Origin of the sequence: Ureibacillus manganicus DSM 26584 (assembly GCF_000772945.1) — a bacterium.
In the GTDB taxonomy this organism is placed as follows: domain Bacteria; phylum Bacillota; class Bacilli; order Bacillales_A; family Planococcaceae; genus Ureibacillus; species Ureibacillus manganicus.
Window position 1 is genome coordinate 23954 of the sequence record NZ_JPVN01000002.1, and the last position, 16905, is coordinate 40858.

Genomic DNA, 16905 nt, shown 5'->3' on the forward strand with positions numbered 1-16905 from the left:
GTTGGTAATAATATTTACATAACCGTTACTTTCTTCTATTTAGTTTTCCCGTGCGTCTTGTAGTCATACCAACAAAAGTTTGATAGAATAACTAAGTGTCTACCATTTATTAGTTAGACGTTAGAAAAACACGATTTGTTGCATAATGGCGAAAATCGATGTATTTTCCTATACTGATATCCTGATAATTTAAATATCGATCAGTAAAATAAAGGAGCGTAAGCAAAAATGTTTTCATTATTTAATCGTAATAAAGAAAAAACATCCTATCGCGAATTAAAACGATACTATAAAATCGTAAATCAAATAAATGAATTAGAAACAAACTACACTAAACTGTCTGATGATGAATTAAAAAGCATGACAGACACATTTAAAAATCGTATACAAAATGGTGAAAACCTTTCTAATATTATCCCTGAAGCCTTTGCTGTTGTACGTGAAGCATCAAAACGTGTATTAAATATGCGTCATTTTGATGTTCAATTAATCGGTGGGCTTGTCCTTACTGAAGGAAACATATCTGAAATGGCTACAGGAGAAGGTAAAACATTAGTTGCATCACTTCCTACATACGTACGTGCACTAGAAGGTAAAGGTGTGCATGTTATTACAGTAAACGATTATTTAGCAAAACGCGATTTTGATTTAATCGGTCAAATTCATCGTTTTCTTGGCCTTACAGTTGGTTTAAATCTTCCTATGATGCAGCAGGACGAGAAAAAAGAAGCCTATAATGCTGATATAACTTACGGAGTCGGGACAGAATTTGGATTCGACTATTTACGTGATAATATGGCACGTTCTATAGAAGATAAAGTTCAAAGACCATATCATTTTGCAATTATTGATGAAGTGGATTCAGTACTTATTGACGAGGCGAAAACTCCGTTAATAATCGCAGGTAAAATGGAAGCAAATGAAGAACTCCACCGTATTGCTGCTAGACTAGCAAAACGGTTCAAAAAAGATGAAGACTATGACTTCGATGACGAAACGAAGGCAACATCTCTAACTGATCAAGGGATTGAAAAAGTTGAAGCTGCTTTTGGTGTTGATAATCTTTATGATTTAGATCACCAAACTTTATATCATTATGTTATTCAAGCTGTACGAGCACATGTTATGTTCGAACGCGATGTCGACTACATTGTAAAAGATGATAAAATCTTCCTTGTCGATATGTTTACAGGAAGAATTATGGAAGGTCGCACATTATCTGATGGTTTACACCAAGCAATTGAAGCAAAAGAAGGCGTACCAATTACAGAAGAAAATAAATCTCAAGCACAAATAACAATTCAAAACTACTTCCGTATGTATCCAAAATTAGCTGGAATGACAGGGACTGCGAAAACACAAGAGAAAGAATTCCTTGAAGTATATGGGATGAATGTTATTCAGATTCCTACAAATAAACCAAAAATTCGAATGGATGAACCTGACATTATCTTTGAAACTATCCATGCAAAATATCAATTCGTTGCTGAGGAAGCAAAGCGTAGACATGAAAAAGGTCAGCCTGTTTTGATAGGAACTACTTCAATACTTCAATCTGAAAAAGTGGTTAAATACCTCGATAAGTACAAGCTTCAATACCAACTTCTAAATGCCAAAACTGTAGAACAAGAAGTCGAGTTAATATCAGAAGCTGGTCAAAAAGGGCGAATAACTGTAGCTACGAACATGGCTGGCCGTGGTACTGATATTGTTCTTGGTGAAGGTGTTGCAGAATTAGGTGGTCTTTATGTAATTGGGACAGAAAAACACGAAAGCCGTCGTATTGACAACCAATTACGAGGACGATCTGGTCGTCAGGGTGATCCAGGAGAAAGTCGTTTCATCTTATCAATTGAAGATGATATGTTCCGTCGATTTGCAAAAGATGAACTAGAAAAGTTTAAAAAGAAAATGGTAGTTGATAAGACAAAACGCATTACAAACAAAGATGTACAAGAACTTATTGACCGTACACAACGAATTGTAGAAGGTGCTCACTTCTCTATGCGTGAGTATAATCTAAAATTAGATGATGTTATTAATGATCAAAGACGAGTAATCTATAATTTACGTGACAGTATTTTAAAGGAAAAACGTTTCATAGAGCAATTACTTAAAATGCTGAGTGAGACTGTTGATTTTGCAATACGAGATAACGCTCCAGAGGAACTTAGTCCATTGGATTGGAATTTTGAAAAAATGGAACAGAATGTTAATTCCCTATTCCTTACTCCTGTAAGTATTAATAATGAAGAATCTAAAGTAAATCGTATTATAGATTCATTAGAACCATCGATAGAAGAATTGTCGAACTTTATCGAGAGTTTTAAAGATAATGATGAAATTATGGAACTTATTCCAAATGTCATGTTAAGCTTTATTGATAGTATGTGGGTTAAACATCTAGAGCAAATGGCACATTTAAAAGAGGGAATTGGTTTACGTCAATATCAACAAGAAGATCCAATGCGAATTTATCAACGAGAAGGATTAGAACTTTTCGGTAAAAACTACCAGGAACTTCGCCGAAGTATCGTAGTTGAAATTGTTAAATTCATGAAAAGAATTAAAAGCATTCAGGAGGAGCAATAATGGGATTATTCGATCTATTTAAAAAGACAGACAAGGTAGGAAAAGACAGCACAGTTGAATCAAAAGAATTACTTAATGAAGTAGAAGAATCTAAAAATACAGTTGAGGTAAATACAAAACTTTCTTTCCATCCTGATTGGGACGTACCTCAAGAGCAAAAATACATTTTCAACTTTCTATCAAATGAATTAGAGCCCTTAAAACCAAACCAACTATCTTTAGCTGCTATCGCTATTGATGTAAATCAAGCGAATGGTTCATGGGATGTAAAAGCATTTTTACGAAGCTCCCTACCAAAAGCGATTGAGCTAGGGGAAGTCGGTCTATTCCTACTTGATAAAGATGGGAAAGTAATCGCTTCAAAGACATTTGACTTAAAAGAACTAGGTTCTATCCCTGCAGAAAGTGCTCGACCGTGGGTGTTCACTTTCGAAAAAAATACAATTCAAGCAAGTGAGCTACCAGAAGAAGGTTGGAAAATTGCCTTCAATTTGGTTTCACTACGAGGTCATCAGCTAGACCTAGACGAAACATGGAAAAATAAACTTTCAGAAGAACAGATTAATCAATTAGAAAAAATCATAAAAGATTTACCGAGTCTTGGTAAAACAGAAGTAAACTTCACTGGCTTCCAGATAAAATTACTCGAAGATAAAGGACTAGCTGTGTCCATTCTACTTCGAAATGGCAATGAAAAAGCTATCAATTTAGAGCAATTACCATTAGAAATTTTAGATGCCAACAAAAAGCAAATTGCTAAAGGCTACTTTAAGTTAGATCCTGTACTGACAGTTCAAGCTAATTCGACAAAACCATGGACTTTTGTTTTCCCGAAAGAAATGGTTGATGCTGAAGGTGCTGATTTTAGCAGTTGGACACCACGTGTTGCACAATAGTTATAAATAGAAGCATAAAAAGTGAGAGTTGACATTTAAGTCAACTCTCACTACAGACTGTAGACAAACTCAAAATTTGAGTTTGCCTACAGTCTTTTTTCTTTTAAAATAAACTTATAAGAATTAGAAACTACTAGAGGTGATAGATATGATGACGAAAAACCACAATCATGAACGTGATCAAATTGAGATGATAACTATTGATCAACTTGTACCGCAAGATCATCTGGTCAGAAAACTTGAATCGGCGATTGATTTTTCTTTCATCTATCCACTGGTGGAACCATTGTATTCTACATTAGGTCGACCTAGTGTTGACCCGGTTGTATTAATCAAAATGACTTTTGTTCAATATGTATTTGGGATTCGTTCAATGCGTCAAACAATAAAAGAAATTGAAACAAATATGGCTTATCGTTGGTTTTTAGGATTTGGATTTCATTCAGAAGTACCTCACTTTTCTACCTTCGGTAAAAATTATGAACGTCGATTTCAAGATACTGATATCTTTGAACAGATTTTTTATCGCATACTCAAAGAAATTGCTGATAAAGGTTTACTAAGTGCTGAGCATGTTTTCATTGATTCAACTCATGTCAAAGCGAGTGCGAATAAACGTAAATTCGAAAAGAAAATGGTACGTAAAGAGACTCGTGCATATGAAGCTAAACTACAAGAGGAATTAAATCAAGACAGAATTAACCGTGGAAAGAAACCATTCTCACCAGATAAATTTGAAAAAGATGAAATGAAGGAAATTAAAGAAAGTACGACAGACCCTGAAAGTGGCTACTATGTAAAAGATGAAAGAACTAAGCAGTTTGCATATTCATTTCATGCAGCGGCCGATCGATATGGATTTATACTCGGTACCATTGTGACACCTGGTAATGTTCATGATAGCCATATACTTCAGCCTCTTGTTGAAAAGGTAATAAAAAAAGTGAAAAAGCCACTTGCTGTTGCTGCCGATGCTGCTTATAAAACACCTGCGATAACTAAATTCTTATTCGACCAAGATATTCAACCGGCACTTCCTTATACACGTCCCAAAACTAAGGACGGATTTTTACGTAAACATGACTATGTATATGACGAGTACTATGACTGCTACCTTTGCCCTGAAGGGCAAGAACTTAAATACTCGACAACGACCAAAGAAGGTAAACGCCAATATAAATCAAACCCAACTCAATGTACAACTTGTCCTTTACTTGCCCAATGTACCAATAGTAAGGATCATCGAAAAATAATTGAACGTCATATTTGGGAACATCATGTAGAGGAAGCGGATCATCTTCGTCATCAAAACGATATCAAACAAATATATGCGAGACGTAAAGAAACGATTGAACGTGTCTTTGCAGATGCAAAAGAAAAGCATGGTATGCGATGGACAACCCTACGGGGAATTAAAAAATTGTCTATGCAGGCGATGCTTACTTTTGCTGCCATGAATTTAAAGAAGCTTGCCAATTGGACATGGCAAGCTCCAAAAATGGCCTGAAAAAGGTTACTCCAAGAGTGACTTTGGTAAGAGTATCCGTAGGATACTAATGAAAATATCTCAAAATGACAAAAGGTCTTCAAAATGAAGGCATTTTGAAGACCTTTTGTCGACAATCTGAAGTGAGAGTTGACATTTAAGTCAACTCTCACTATATCGTCTCTTTACCCTACGATGCGGATTCACCTGTGGCACCAGTGGTTGTTTGCAACAGTTCTCCAACATTTGCAACTCGTTTTGCACCAACGAAGCGTGCCCCCCAATATTTTGGATCATTAATATCAGTAATACTAACCCCTTTAAAACTTTGGGAATTAATAAACTTTCCATCTCCGTAGTAAATTCCAACATGAGATACACCGTTACCTAATGTATTAAAGAAAACTAAATCTCCTGGCTGTAAGTCTTCCTTTTTAACATCTACACCGACTCCGTACTGAGTTCTTGAAGTCCTAGGTAGTTCAATCCCTAAATCAGAAAATACTTTAAATACATAACCGGAACAGTCGAAGCCACTCGTTGTTGTACCACCCCAACGATAAGGTATATTTAGATATTGTTTAGCAGTTTCCTGAAATTTATCGGAAGTAAAATCATATTCATTTGCACTTGCTACAGCTTTATTTTCAAAGTCTACACAGAAAAATATCGTTATACTGGTGATGGCAGTTATTATGATTTTTCGAATTGAAATATGTTGCTTCATGAAAACCTCCAAATACCATTATCAAATTTGACTATTGATATCTTGGGTAAAATTGTGTAAAACTAACGTTACAGTTTTGTAACAACTTTATTACAAGAAGTGACAAGAATCTCGCCTTTCATTCAATAATTGAAAAACTGACAATTCTTTTAGAGCAAAACTAAAAGCAATTTAAAAATACCAATTCTAGTATTCATAGGTAATAAATAGGTAAATTCTATTTAAATATTTCGAATTTTCGTAACAATATACCCTCTTTTTCGACTTTTCTTGCAAAAAAACTATTAAAACTATTTTAATTATACAAAAACTATGCTAGAATCCTAACTTATACACAACTATTAGGAATATTATTTTCAGAAAGTTTCAACAATTCCAACAAAGAGAGGTTTTACACATGGTGAAATTTTTAAAAGAAAACCTTGCCGTAGGATTTATGCTATTTGCATTATTCTTAGGAGCAGGAAATATTATATTCCCACCTTCATTGGGACAACAAGCAGGATCAGAATATATCCCAGCGATGATTGGATTTTTAATTACTGGAGTAGGATTACCTTTAATGGGGATCGTTGCTGTAGCTTTAAACGGAGGAGATTTACAAGAAGTATCAAAACGAGTTCACCCAGTATTTGGGATCATTTTCACATCAGTTGTCTATTTATCCATTGGGCCACTATTTGCGATTCCTCGTACAGGTGCAACAACTTACTCAATTGGTGTTGCACCATTCCTATCCGCTGAAGCGCAGAGTGGATGGATGCCATTGTTCTTCACTACACTAATTTTCTTTGCCTTGGTTCTTTTCTTAGCATTAAACCCAAGCAAATTAATAGACCGTGTAGGTAAAGTATTAACGCCATTATTGTTATTAGTTATCGTACTTCTTGCAGTGAAAAGCTTTATTACACCAATTGGGCCAATTGGTGATGCACAAGGTCCATACGTAACTCAAGCATTTTCTAAAGGATTTACTGAAGGTTACTTAACATTAGACGTATTAGCTTCACTTGTATTCGGTATATTAATCGTTCAATCGTTAGCAGCAAATGGTATAAAAAATCGTATTAAACAAGTTAAAATGACGATTAATGCAGGTATTATTGCTGCACTTGGACTAGCGTTCGTTTATATTTCATTAGCATACATTGGTGTTACTAGCCCGAGTGTTACAGGTTACCTTAGCGACGGCGGAAGTATTATCGCTGAATCGTCACGAGTACTTTACGGCAGTGCTGGTAACATAATTTTATCAGCTGTTATTATATTAGCTTGTTTAACAACAGCAATTGGACTTGTTGCAGCTAACGCAACATTTTTCAATAAATTATTCCCGAAACTTTCTTATCAATTATTAGTTGTTGTATTCACAGTATTTTCATTCTTAATTTCTAACTTTGGTTTAGCAAACCTAATCAAAATTACGCTTCCTGTATTAATGTTCATCTACCCAATTACAATCGTTTTAATGTTATTAGTAATGTTCGACAAATTGTTTGACCGTAGACCAATTGTATATGCTTTAGCATTGATTCCAACTGCTTTTATCGGACTTTATGACGGTCTATCAACAGCAGGAATTAAAATTGGGTGGTATTCAAAATTAATTAATTCATTACCACTTGCAGAGCAAAGCTTAGGTTGGTTATTACCAGCAGTTATTGGTCTTGTTATAGGATGGATTATTCACTTATTAACAAAATCTAGCTATCAACTTAAAATGAGTACGAAATAGTCATCTTGAATTTCCTCTATTTTGCATATACTGCAAAATAGAGGATTTTTATTATGGGGGAATTTTTTCGATGAAAAGATGGAAGGTAGTTTTAAGTTTACTAGGTGCAATTCTATTTATTTTCCTTAGCTATTCAATTTATCTATACATTGAAATTCGTAGCACTTTTGATACCATTCACGAGCCTTTATGGATTACACCTAAGGCTACTGACAATGGACAGCAAACTAGTGTGAATTATTCAGCAAATAGTAATGCCCCATCAAACGAAGTCCCAATTCAACCACAGCTTCACAATAATACACCATCTTCACCAATTACCGTTCTTCTTCTAGGAATAGATAACTGGGAATCAACCACTGGCCGTGCAGATACAATCCTTCTACTTACCTTAAATCCTAATGATAGTACAATGAAAATATTAAGTATTCCAAGGGATACTTACACCGAAATTGTTGGATTTGATTTTGAGGATAAGATTAACCATTCCTATGCATTTGGTGGCGTAGAAACTACACTATCCACTGTAGAGACCCTAATGGATATCCCAATCGATTATGTTGTTACAGTTAATATGGAAGGTTTTATAGAAATGGTAGATATCGTTGGTGGAGTAGATGTCTATAATGATATGTCATTCTCTAATAACTCATTTGAATATCCAGAAGGAAATTTAACTCTATCAGGTGACGAGGCACTTAGTTATGTACGAATGAGGAAGGAAGATCCTCGTGGAGATTTTGGAAGGCAGATGAGGCAAAGACAAGTGCTTGAAAGCATCTTTAACAAAGTAGCTTCAATTAATCTAATCTGGCAGGCTCCTAGCATCCTTAAAACAATTAGAGAACATGTTCAAACAAATCTAACTTTTGATGAGATGATTGAGTTTCAAAGTGTTTATAAATCAACGTTAAATGATATTGAACATCTTCATTTTTCAAAAGGTGAAGGCGGATTGCAAAATGGAATATGGTATTATTTTTTAAATGATGAGGAACTTCAAGAAATGCGTGAAACTCTACAGCATTCACTTCTATAAAATACTAAAAACCCCAGACAGATCACTCTTTTAAACGATGTGACTATAACTGGGGTTTTTATAAGATATTTTATTCTACCTTACTCAATCGTCTCGGCTCTCTCTACAAATAAACCTAAATGATCTAATCTAACATGATCCTTAACACCATATAATCCATCACCAATACCAATTGTTACTTTATTAGATGATAAGATTGATACCGAGTTGTATGCCCAATGTGTTGTTGGAACATCAATAAATTGCTCCACATTTTCTTGCGCCTTCATATTAAAAGCAACTATTAACACTTGTGCTAATTCTCCACGAGTAATTGGCGATGCAGGATTGAATTTTCCTTCTTCATCCCCTACAAATGCTCCTATCTTATTTAACGCTACCGTAGCACCTGCATATTCAGATGAAGCTTTCACATCCGGGAAAGGAGAATTTGTATCAGATGTGTCTAATCCAAGTGATTCAGCTAATTGAAGGGCTACTTCTCCTCTTGATGCATATACGTTAAAATCAACTGCTGCAGCCTTTACTGATGCAACTTCTACATTTGAAAAGTTGGCTACACGTTTTGCACCAACATATCGTTTACCCCAATAATATGGGTCATTTATGTGATCGATTGCTACACCACCACTTGTTGTAGCAGAAACAAATTTTCCACTTCCTATGTATATTCCCACATGGGAAATTCCTCTACCTGATGTGTTGAAGAACACTAAATCTCCTGTTTCAAGATTATTTTTTGCAACCTTTGTTCCTTGTTGATATTGATCCTTTGACGTTCGATCAAGATGTATACCTAGTTTCGAAAACACAAGTTGCGTATATGCTGAACAATCTATTCCAGAAGTAATTGAAGTACCTCCATATTTATAAGGTGCTCCTATGTATGATAAAGCTGTACTTGTTAAGTGGGAAGGGCTGGCAGCTTCAGTTTCATTTATGCCAATGCCAGAAAAAATCATGAATGATGCAAAAATTGGTAATAACCATTTCTTCTTTTTCAAAACTTCTCTCTCCTTTCTATCAAATATCTATCATTTAACTACTACTAGACTATCATAGAAAAGAGTGTTGTAATTTTTCATTTACGTTAAGAGTTGATGTACTGGATATGAAGTAAATACTTGCTAAATTAAGCGTATTCCTGCATAAATAACCATTTTGGCGATTCTTCGAATATATTTGTAATTATTGCGTAATAATATGTGCATAATTTTCCTCTTTTACCAACGGGCATATAACTGGATTTGCTTCATTTAACAATCATTTCACATGGTATTTTTTTGCTATCTCCACATAAATATAAAAAAGAAGGTATGAATTATACCTTCTTTTTTGACCGTTCATTTATATTAGAGTACTGAAAGGATATTTTATTTGCTACAAAAATCAATCGTGCAGGAATTAATTTTTGTATTAAATCTTGTTTTGGATAGTAATTTTCGAATATTACATTTCTTGCAATTTCGTAATAAATGTACTTAATTGATCTTTTGTTACATTATCGTTAATACCGAATAAGCCGTCGCCAATTCCCAATGTCACTTTATTAGAAGCAAGAGTTGTAACGAATTTATGTGCCCAGTGAGTAGAAGGAACATCTTTAAACTCAACTGCTTCACCTGTTTGTGTTAATCCGTAAGCGTTTACTAATACTAATGATAATTCGCCACGAGTAATCGGTGAACCTGGGTTAAACTTCTTATTTTCGTCACCAACAAAAATTCCCATTTTATAAAGAGCATTAGCCGCACCAGCATATGCATCTGTCGGTTTAATATCAACAAATGGGCTATTAGGATCAGATGTATCTAAACCAAGTGCTTCAGCAAGTTTAAGTGCCACTTCGCCTCTTGAAGTATAGATGCTAAAGTCAACACTTACACTTTTCACTTCTTCCTTAGCAACTGCTACTACTTCCTGCTTAACTTCTTCTTCAGACGTAAAGCTAGCTACACGTTTTGCACCGATATACTTTGAACCCCAGTAATACGGGTCATTAATACTGTCAATCGCAACACCACCACTTGTTGTCGCAGATATGAACTTTCCATTACCGATATAAATCCCAACGTGAGAGACACTTCTACCATTTGTATTAAAGAATACTAAATCTCCAGTTTGTAAATCACTTTTCGCAACTTTCGTACCAGTACTATATTGTTCTGATGAAGAACGCGGTAGTGAGATTCCTAACTTTGAAAATATATATTGTGTATATGCGGAACAATCGATTCCGTTCTGTATTGAAGTTCCACCATATCTATAAGGAGCTTTTAAGTATTGTTTCGCTGTTGAAACTAACTCTGTTTCCGAAGCTGCTGCATCTGCGCTGTTTACACCTAATCCTGAAAATAACATAAAAGATGCAAATACGGGAATTAACCATTTTTTCTGCACTGTAACTACCCCTTCCAGTAAGCTCTTTTTAGCTATTAATAGATTAACATAAAAATTAGATATGTAATTTTTCATTTATGTAACGTTTTTACTATAAAATAGAAAGTGCCGAATTTCTTGGTAATACTAGAAATTCGGCACTTTCATATGAAATTTCATGAAATTATATTCCCCACTTGTAATACTCTTGTAACATAAAACATATTGATAATACATTAATTTACTTTTTAGTTTAAGAAATCTCTAGTCAATATAGGAAAACAAATTTCAGGTTCACAGTAACGTTCATCAGTTACATTCTTGAAAACATTTGAACCCAATAGTAATTCCCATCGTCGTCTTCTCTCACACCGACGCCAATATTTGTGTAGTTATTCCTTAATATATTCTCTTTATGAGAAGGTGATGCCATCCATGCCTCTACCACATCTTTAGGAGAATGATAGTTTCTCGCAATATTTTCCCCAAAATTAGTATATCCGTAGTCGAATAACGTTGCTAAATCCCAAGGGTATCCGTAGAAAGGTGATCTATGTTCAAAATAATCCCTATCTATCATATCTTGGGCCTTTATAATGGCTAATTGATTTAATAATTTATCTTGGATTAAAGGCTTCATTCCAGCTTTTTCTCTTTCAAAATTGACAAAAGAAATTACTTCATCTGTTAGATTCGTATAATAATTTTTCGTATAAATATAATCTTTAGCTAGGTAATCATAAACGATTTCTAAATTATTTACTTGTTCTTCAAACTCCTGCCCTCGACTGATTAAAGCTGCCAATTGAGAAGTTGTTACGTTTTGATTTGGTGAAAATGTTGTTGCTGAAGTTCCAAAGATAATATATACATCAGCCAGTGATTCAATAAAATCTTTCGCCCAAAATTTAGCATCATAATCTGTAAATTTTTTCTGATTTTGTTGGTCAATTTGCACATCAAAACTACGTGCAATCATTACTGAAGCCTCTGACCTTTTTAATGGTTCATCAGGACGTATGTATTCTACATTTTGTATGATGCCAAGTTCTGCAAGTTTTCTTATTTCTTTATAATATTTATGTGTCATTGGCACATCAATTGCTTTTAATTGATAATCCGAATCTAAAGAGATACTCAATGCCATTGTTATGATTTTTGCTGCCTCTCCTCTTTGTACAATACCGTCTTTCCCATGTTCATGGGATGATTCCCAGCTTCCATGATTGACTATACGCAAAATGGAACTCATGTCTAACATTGTATGGGGTGAATCCTTTATTTTTTCAATTTTAATGGACATTGTATCTTGAGATCCATAAGGAACTGTTTCCATTTTTGCAAAAGCACTGATAGTAGAAGTTTGTATAACAATGAACAATAAAATTAATAATACTAAACCCATTTTATTCAACATTCAACTTCCTCTCGGGTCCTATTTAATAAGATAAGCTTACCTACTAAAAATGTAATCTCTTAAGCTATAAATCTATTTATCTTTAGCTTATACAAGAATTATTAAATTTATACTCTTTTATCCTAGATTATGAAATTATGCATAGTATATTTCCATATTTTAGCTCCAATGTCTATTTAATCAAATATTTCAGTAAATTAATATATAAATCTATTCTTCTATTAAAAAAATTTTGAAAAAGTTATAATAAGGTGGATTAGATAATTAGTGAGGTGTTCTCTTATGAAGAAGGTCTTTCCTTCATTTTTACTAGCTATTTTAGTTCTTTTGTTGCCGTTTCAAGCTTATGCAGCACCAATAGATGAGGTAAGAACAATCATCGATCAGGATTATGTAGGTGAAATTACTGGTGACTTAGACAACGCAACATCAATCGAAGATATGATGAAGATGCTAGATTCATACTCTACCTATTATACAAAAGAGGAATATGAGTCTTTTGTAAATTCAATTGATCATACAACTGTTGGAGTTGGTGTGGTTATTGAAAAGCATCCACAAGGAATTCTCATTCTTGACGTGATTGAAAATGGAAGTGCTTATCAATCGGATATTAACATTGGTGACATTATTACTGCGGTGAATGGAAAATCAACAAAAGATATGACCGTTGAAGAAGCATCATCCATGATTACTGGAACAGAAGGTACACTTGTATCCATTACACTATTGAAGACAGATGGTTCAAAAATAACATTAACAATCCAAAGAAAGCCTTTTTCAGTTGAGAATGTTAATAGTAAATTATTATATGGAAATGTAGGCTATATCCAACTCAAATCATTTAGTACTAACGGAGCGAAAGAGGTAAAGGAAGCTTACCAAGCTTTAGTTTCTCAAGGTGCTACTTCATTCATTTTAGATTTACAAAATAACGGCGGCGGTTACGTAACAACAGCTGAAGATATTATTGGTTTATTTCCAGGAGCAAAAAATGCCTATAAATTAAGAATTTCTGAGGGCATATATATGGCACCTTCGTCCTATCAACCTATTCAATTCCCTAGTGATACTCGGGTTTTAGTCAACCGTTATAGTGCAAGTGCATCTGAAATGACAGCTGCAGCACTACTCGATCAAGATGCCGCTATTCTATACGGTGAAAAAACCTATGGTAAGGGGACAATGCAGTCTTTTTATGAACTTAGTAATGGTAGCTACTTGAAGTTAACAGTTGGTGAATTTTATGGGCCAAATAATACTGTTGTAAATAAAACTGGCGTATCCCCCTATATAAAAACATTATCGAATGCAATTTATGAAGCACATTTTGACAGTATTGTTGAAAAAAATAAAGATTATGAAAAACTAAATGATCTCTTAGAAGTTCCAACTACTAAAAAATTTACTATTAATTTTAATAAGCCTATTCAATTGCCTACTCAACCAGATTCCATTGAATTAGTTGAATTAGGTGGGAATACTATAAAAATCTCAACTGAACTTGGTAAAGATTCTAAACAAATTATTGTGAAACCAAATGCTCCATTAAAAAACGATGCGCAATATATTTTGTTAATACATCCAAAAATTACAGATCTAAGTGGAAAGAAAATTAAAAACGGTTACTATTTAAAGGTTACAGTCCAATCGGCAAAAGAATAATTTAACTGAAGTGTAAAATTCATTATCACTATGACAATAGTAAAAACCTGCTAGAAAAATATTTACCACAAATGGTAAATCTGATTCCAGCAGGTTTTTTTAGATGCTAACAGTAGCTTCTTCTCGTGAAAAATAAATATTTACTATTTCTTCAGCCAGTTTTTCTGGTTTCATGTTTTCTTCTAACAAAGCAGATAATGACACTCTTTCAACAGAACCAATTAAACTTTGAACAAAAATATGGCTTGCGATTTCGTTATTTAAGAAATTACTTACAAACTTCTCACAGATGTTTTTAAACTTTTGACTCAATATCCCATTCAGAGACATATCTGATTCAGTTAAACCGATTTTTGTAAGATGTGGGTTCAATGCAAAATAGTTAAAAATTCTAGTTAGTAACACTTGAATCGTTACTTTACTATCTTGGTGATGTTCATATTCATTAACTGTATCATCAAAAATTTCTTCCAAATTGAATTTAAATTCAGTTATGATTTCCTTATACAAGGTTTCTTTACTTTCAAAATATAAATAGAATGTTGGTTGTGTTACATTTGCGGCTTTAACAATATCACTAATTTTCGTTTGGAAATATCCATACTCAGAAAAAATCTCAATTGCCTTTTCCCGCAAAAGTTTCATACTTTTTTCCCCATTGGAATTTACTTTTCTTCCTCTAGCCATTATTCTCCACCTTATCACTATATGTGTATCTTAATTATAAAGTCTATTATACCTTATATTCATTTAAAATCTAAAAATTTGACTAGAAATAGGGATTATTTTACACATTTCAATATTTTATCGCATAAAAATAGCATTTTTGACATAAAATCGTTAATTATAAATTATAGAATCTATAACTTTTATGAATTTCGTAGTAGGAATTATTTGAGATTCAAATTTTTATAATTCAATAATAGGTGTTAAAACCTAAAAGAAATACAGCATAATTTCTACAGCGTACTATATTTTAGATAACTCCACCGACCTAAATAAAAAGACTACTATTCATTAGTATCTGAATAGTAGTCTTCTTATATTACTTCAACCGCGCATCACTTTTGATAATATTCTACAATCCCTTTATAAATCGAGTCCGCGAAGATTTCTTGATACTCAGGACTAGTTAGCTTTGCACGATCATTTTGGTTTGATAAGAATGCAAGTTCAACTAATACAGACGGGAACACAGAGTGACGAATTACATAAAAATCCTTTCTCTTTACACCGCGATTTACAGTATTTGCATTTTTTACAATTTGAGAGTTGATGCTTGATGCTAATGCATTATCTTCTTTTTCGTTATCATTAGCAGTGACACTATAAAAAGTTTCTGTGCCTAATGCTGCAGGATCTTCTGCTGAATTCGTATGAATACTGACGAAAATTTCAGCATAATGATCTTGTGCGAATTTAACTCGATTTTCTAATGATTGGTACGTATCACTTGTTCGAGTTAAGTGAACGATTGCGCCATCCTTTTCAAGCTTTTGTTTTAATATATTTGTGATACTAAATACAATCGTTTTCTCCATATAAGGTAAACGCACTGCACCTGGATCACTTCCACCATGTCCAGGATCTAAAACGATAATTCTACCATTTAGCGGTGAACCTGATTGATTTAATAGTTTTAGATACGTTTTATGCACGTATCCTTCTTTATCATTGTAAAGTACTTTTGCCCAAAAACCATTAATGGATAAAACAGATACTTCATCCCCACGATTTAACTCTCCAATAATTTCACCGGAAGTCGTTGGTGCAGTTCTTACTCGTACAGAATTTGCTGTCGCACGCCCTATTAAATCCGTAGGCTCAGTAACTTGTTGTGAAGAAGTTTGTGAGATTTTAATATAACCAGGTTGATTATTTACCTTTGTTAAATACCAATCACCAGTTACTCCGTAAACATCGATTATTGCTCCGTTTACAAACGCTCCTAGAATATTTGAGTTTTCATCATTTTTTACATACACAGATACATTATCTGCTGCAACTACAGAATACAATTTAGAGCCAAGTGGATTTCCATTTTGGTCAACAAATTTTAGATATTGCGCAGAGACATAAGCATAGCGATTGTTATAGGTTACTTTAATCCAATCTCCTTCAATGCTATATGCATCAAAGACATGACCTTTATTTACTTGTCCAACAATATTTGCCTTATTTGCTGTTGATGGAGTAGAACGGACATATAGATAGTTATCAGTAGCCGCTACTTTCCCAATATATTTGCTCTCATCTGGAAAATGAACACCAGCAACATCAACTGGTAAACGAAATGCTTCATTTATTGCTCTGGCAACAAACATGGAGAAATGCTCTCTTGTTAGCTGATCATTTGGACTATACTTTCCATAAGCACCCACTGTTAAGCCGTTATAGTAAAGGGCGTTTATGTATTTGTGATATTTGTTATCCGTGTTGATATCGCTAAAAGGAGACTCAAATGAGGCATATTGATCTATATTTAATTTGAGTGCAGTGGCTAAAACTTTACTCATTTCCCCACGTGTTAATGGTTGGTCTGGATTAAATTTGCGATTCGTAATAGAGTCGAAAAATCCTAAACTAACTGCTCTCTCAACATAACCTGACAAATCAGGCTTTCTTTTTATATCGATATCGTCAAAAGAAGATGTTGAGACTACTAATGGCTCATATCCACCTGCAAGAATAACCATAATAGCTGCTTGGCCTCGAGTTACAAGATTTTTAGGCTTAAAAACGCCCTCAGGGAATCCGTGAATAACACCTTTTTCTACTAAGTAGTAAATTTCATCATAACCATCTAACGAATTTGGAACATCAGGAAATGTTACTTTTGAGTTCGCTGAAGCTTCAGTATTCGACAGAATTGTGAGTGTGAACATTGCGATGATGAATAGAATACCTACTCTCTTCATTGTCACTGTCTCAAATCCTCCTTTTCTTCTAGTTGGTTCCTATTCTATCAA

Annotated in this window: 12 protein-coding genes; 6 read left to right on the top strand and 6 right to left on the bottom strand. The window is 33.9% G+C overall.

The features are described 5' to 3' along the window. Positions 1–228: 228 nt before the first annotated feature. From secA2 to CD29_RS01750, 3 genes are all read left to right on the top strand, one after another. Positions 229–2592 (top strand): accessory Sec system translocase SecA2, encoded by a 2364-nt coding sequence (secA2, locus tag CD29_RS01740; RefSeq protein WP_036182208.1) that lies wholly within the window; start codon positions 229–231, stop codon positions 2590–2592. After that, entirely contained in the window at positions 2592–3488 is an 897-nt protein-coding gene (locus tag CD29_RS01745) for an accessory Sec system S-layer assembly protein (RefSeq protein ID WP_036182210.1), read from the top strand. The genes secA2 and CD29_RS01745 overlap by 1 nt, the downstream gene beginning before the upstream one ends. A gap of 148 nt (positions 3489–3636) precedes the next feature. Further along, a complete protein-coding gene (locus CD29_RS01750; protein WP_036182212.1) occupies positions 3637–4995 on the top strand; it encodes an IS1182 family transposase in 1359 nt (452 codons plus the stop codon). Between the two features lie 169 nt (positions 4996–5164). On the opposite strand, the gene CD29_RS01755 is transcribed toward CD29_RS01750, so the two are convergent. After that, positions 5165–5701, bottom strand: a complete 537-nt coding sequence (locus CD29_RS01755; protein WP_081976111.1) for a C40 family peptidase — start codon at positions 5699–5701, stop codon at positions 5165–5167. Between the two features lie 397 nt (positions 5702–6098). Between CD29_RS01755 and brnQ the strand changes: the two genes are divergently transcribed. Together brnQ and CD29_RS01765 are read left to right on the top strand one after the other, a co-directional pair. Beyond that, positions 6099–7436 carry a branched-chain amino acid transport system II carrier protein gene (brnQ, locus tag CD29_RS01760; RefSeq protein WP_036182214.1) on the top strand — a complete coding sequence of 446 codons (1338 nt, stop codon included), beginning with the start codon at positions 6099–6101 and terminating at the stop codon, positions 7434–7436. Positions 7437–7506: 70 nt separating this feature from the next. Beyond that, positions 7507–8475, top strand: a complete 969-nt coding sequence (locus CD29_RS01765) for an LCP family glycopolymer transferase (RefSeq protein WP_036182216.1) — start codon at positions 7507–7509, stop codon at positions 8473–8475. Between the two features lie 80 nt (positions 8476–8555). On the opposite strand, the gene CD29_RS01770 is transcribed toward CD29_RS01765, so the two are convergent. The 3 genes from CD29_RS01770 to CD29_RS19510 form a co-directional block, all read right to left on the bottom strand. After that, the gene (locus CD29_RS01770) at positions 8556–9437 is read right to left on the bottom strand and encodes a C40 family peptidase (protein ID WP_052123967.1); all 882 of its coding nucleotides are present in this window, start codon (positions 9435–9437) and stop codon (positions 8556–8558) included. 487 nt (positions 9438–9924) lie between these two features. Further along, a complete protein-coding gene (locus tag CD29_RS01775; RefSeq protein WP_036182220.1) occupies positions 9925–10875 on the bottom strand; it encodes a C40 family peptidase in 951 nt (316 codons plus the stop codon). A 292-nt stretch (positions 10876–11167) separates the two neighbouring features. Further along, complete coding sequence (locus CD29_RS19510; protein ID WP_052123948.1) at positions 11168–12271, bottom strand: CAP and S-layer homology domain-containing protein; 1104 nt, start codon at positions 12269–12271, stop codon at positions 11168–11170. Positions 12272–12553: 282 nt separating this feature from the next. Between CD29_RS19510 and CD29_RS01785 the strand changes: the two genes are divergently transcribed. Beyond that, positions 12554–13936, top strand: a complete 1383-nt coding sequence (locus CD29_RS01785; protein ID WP_036182222.1) for a S41 family peptidase — start codon at positions 12554–12556, stop codon at positions 13934–13936. A 99-nt stretch (positions 13937–14035) separates the two neighbouring features. On the opposite strand, the gene CD29_RS01790 is transcribed toward CD29_RS01785, so the two are convergent. Beyond that, positions 14036–14623: a TetR/AcrR family transcriptional regulator gene (locus CD29_RS01790; protein WP_036182224.1), complete on the bottom strand. Its 588-nt coding sequence runs from the start codon at positions 14621–14623 to the stop codon at positions 14036–14038. 374 nt (positions 14624–14997) lie between these two features. After that, positions 14998–16854, bottom strand: a complete 1857-nt coding sequence (locus CD29_RS01795) for an N-acetylmuramoyl-L-alanine amidase (RefSeq protein WP_036182567.1) — start codon at positions 16852–16854, stop codon at positions 14998–15000. Between the last annotated feature and the right edge of the window lie 51 nt (positions 16855–16905).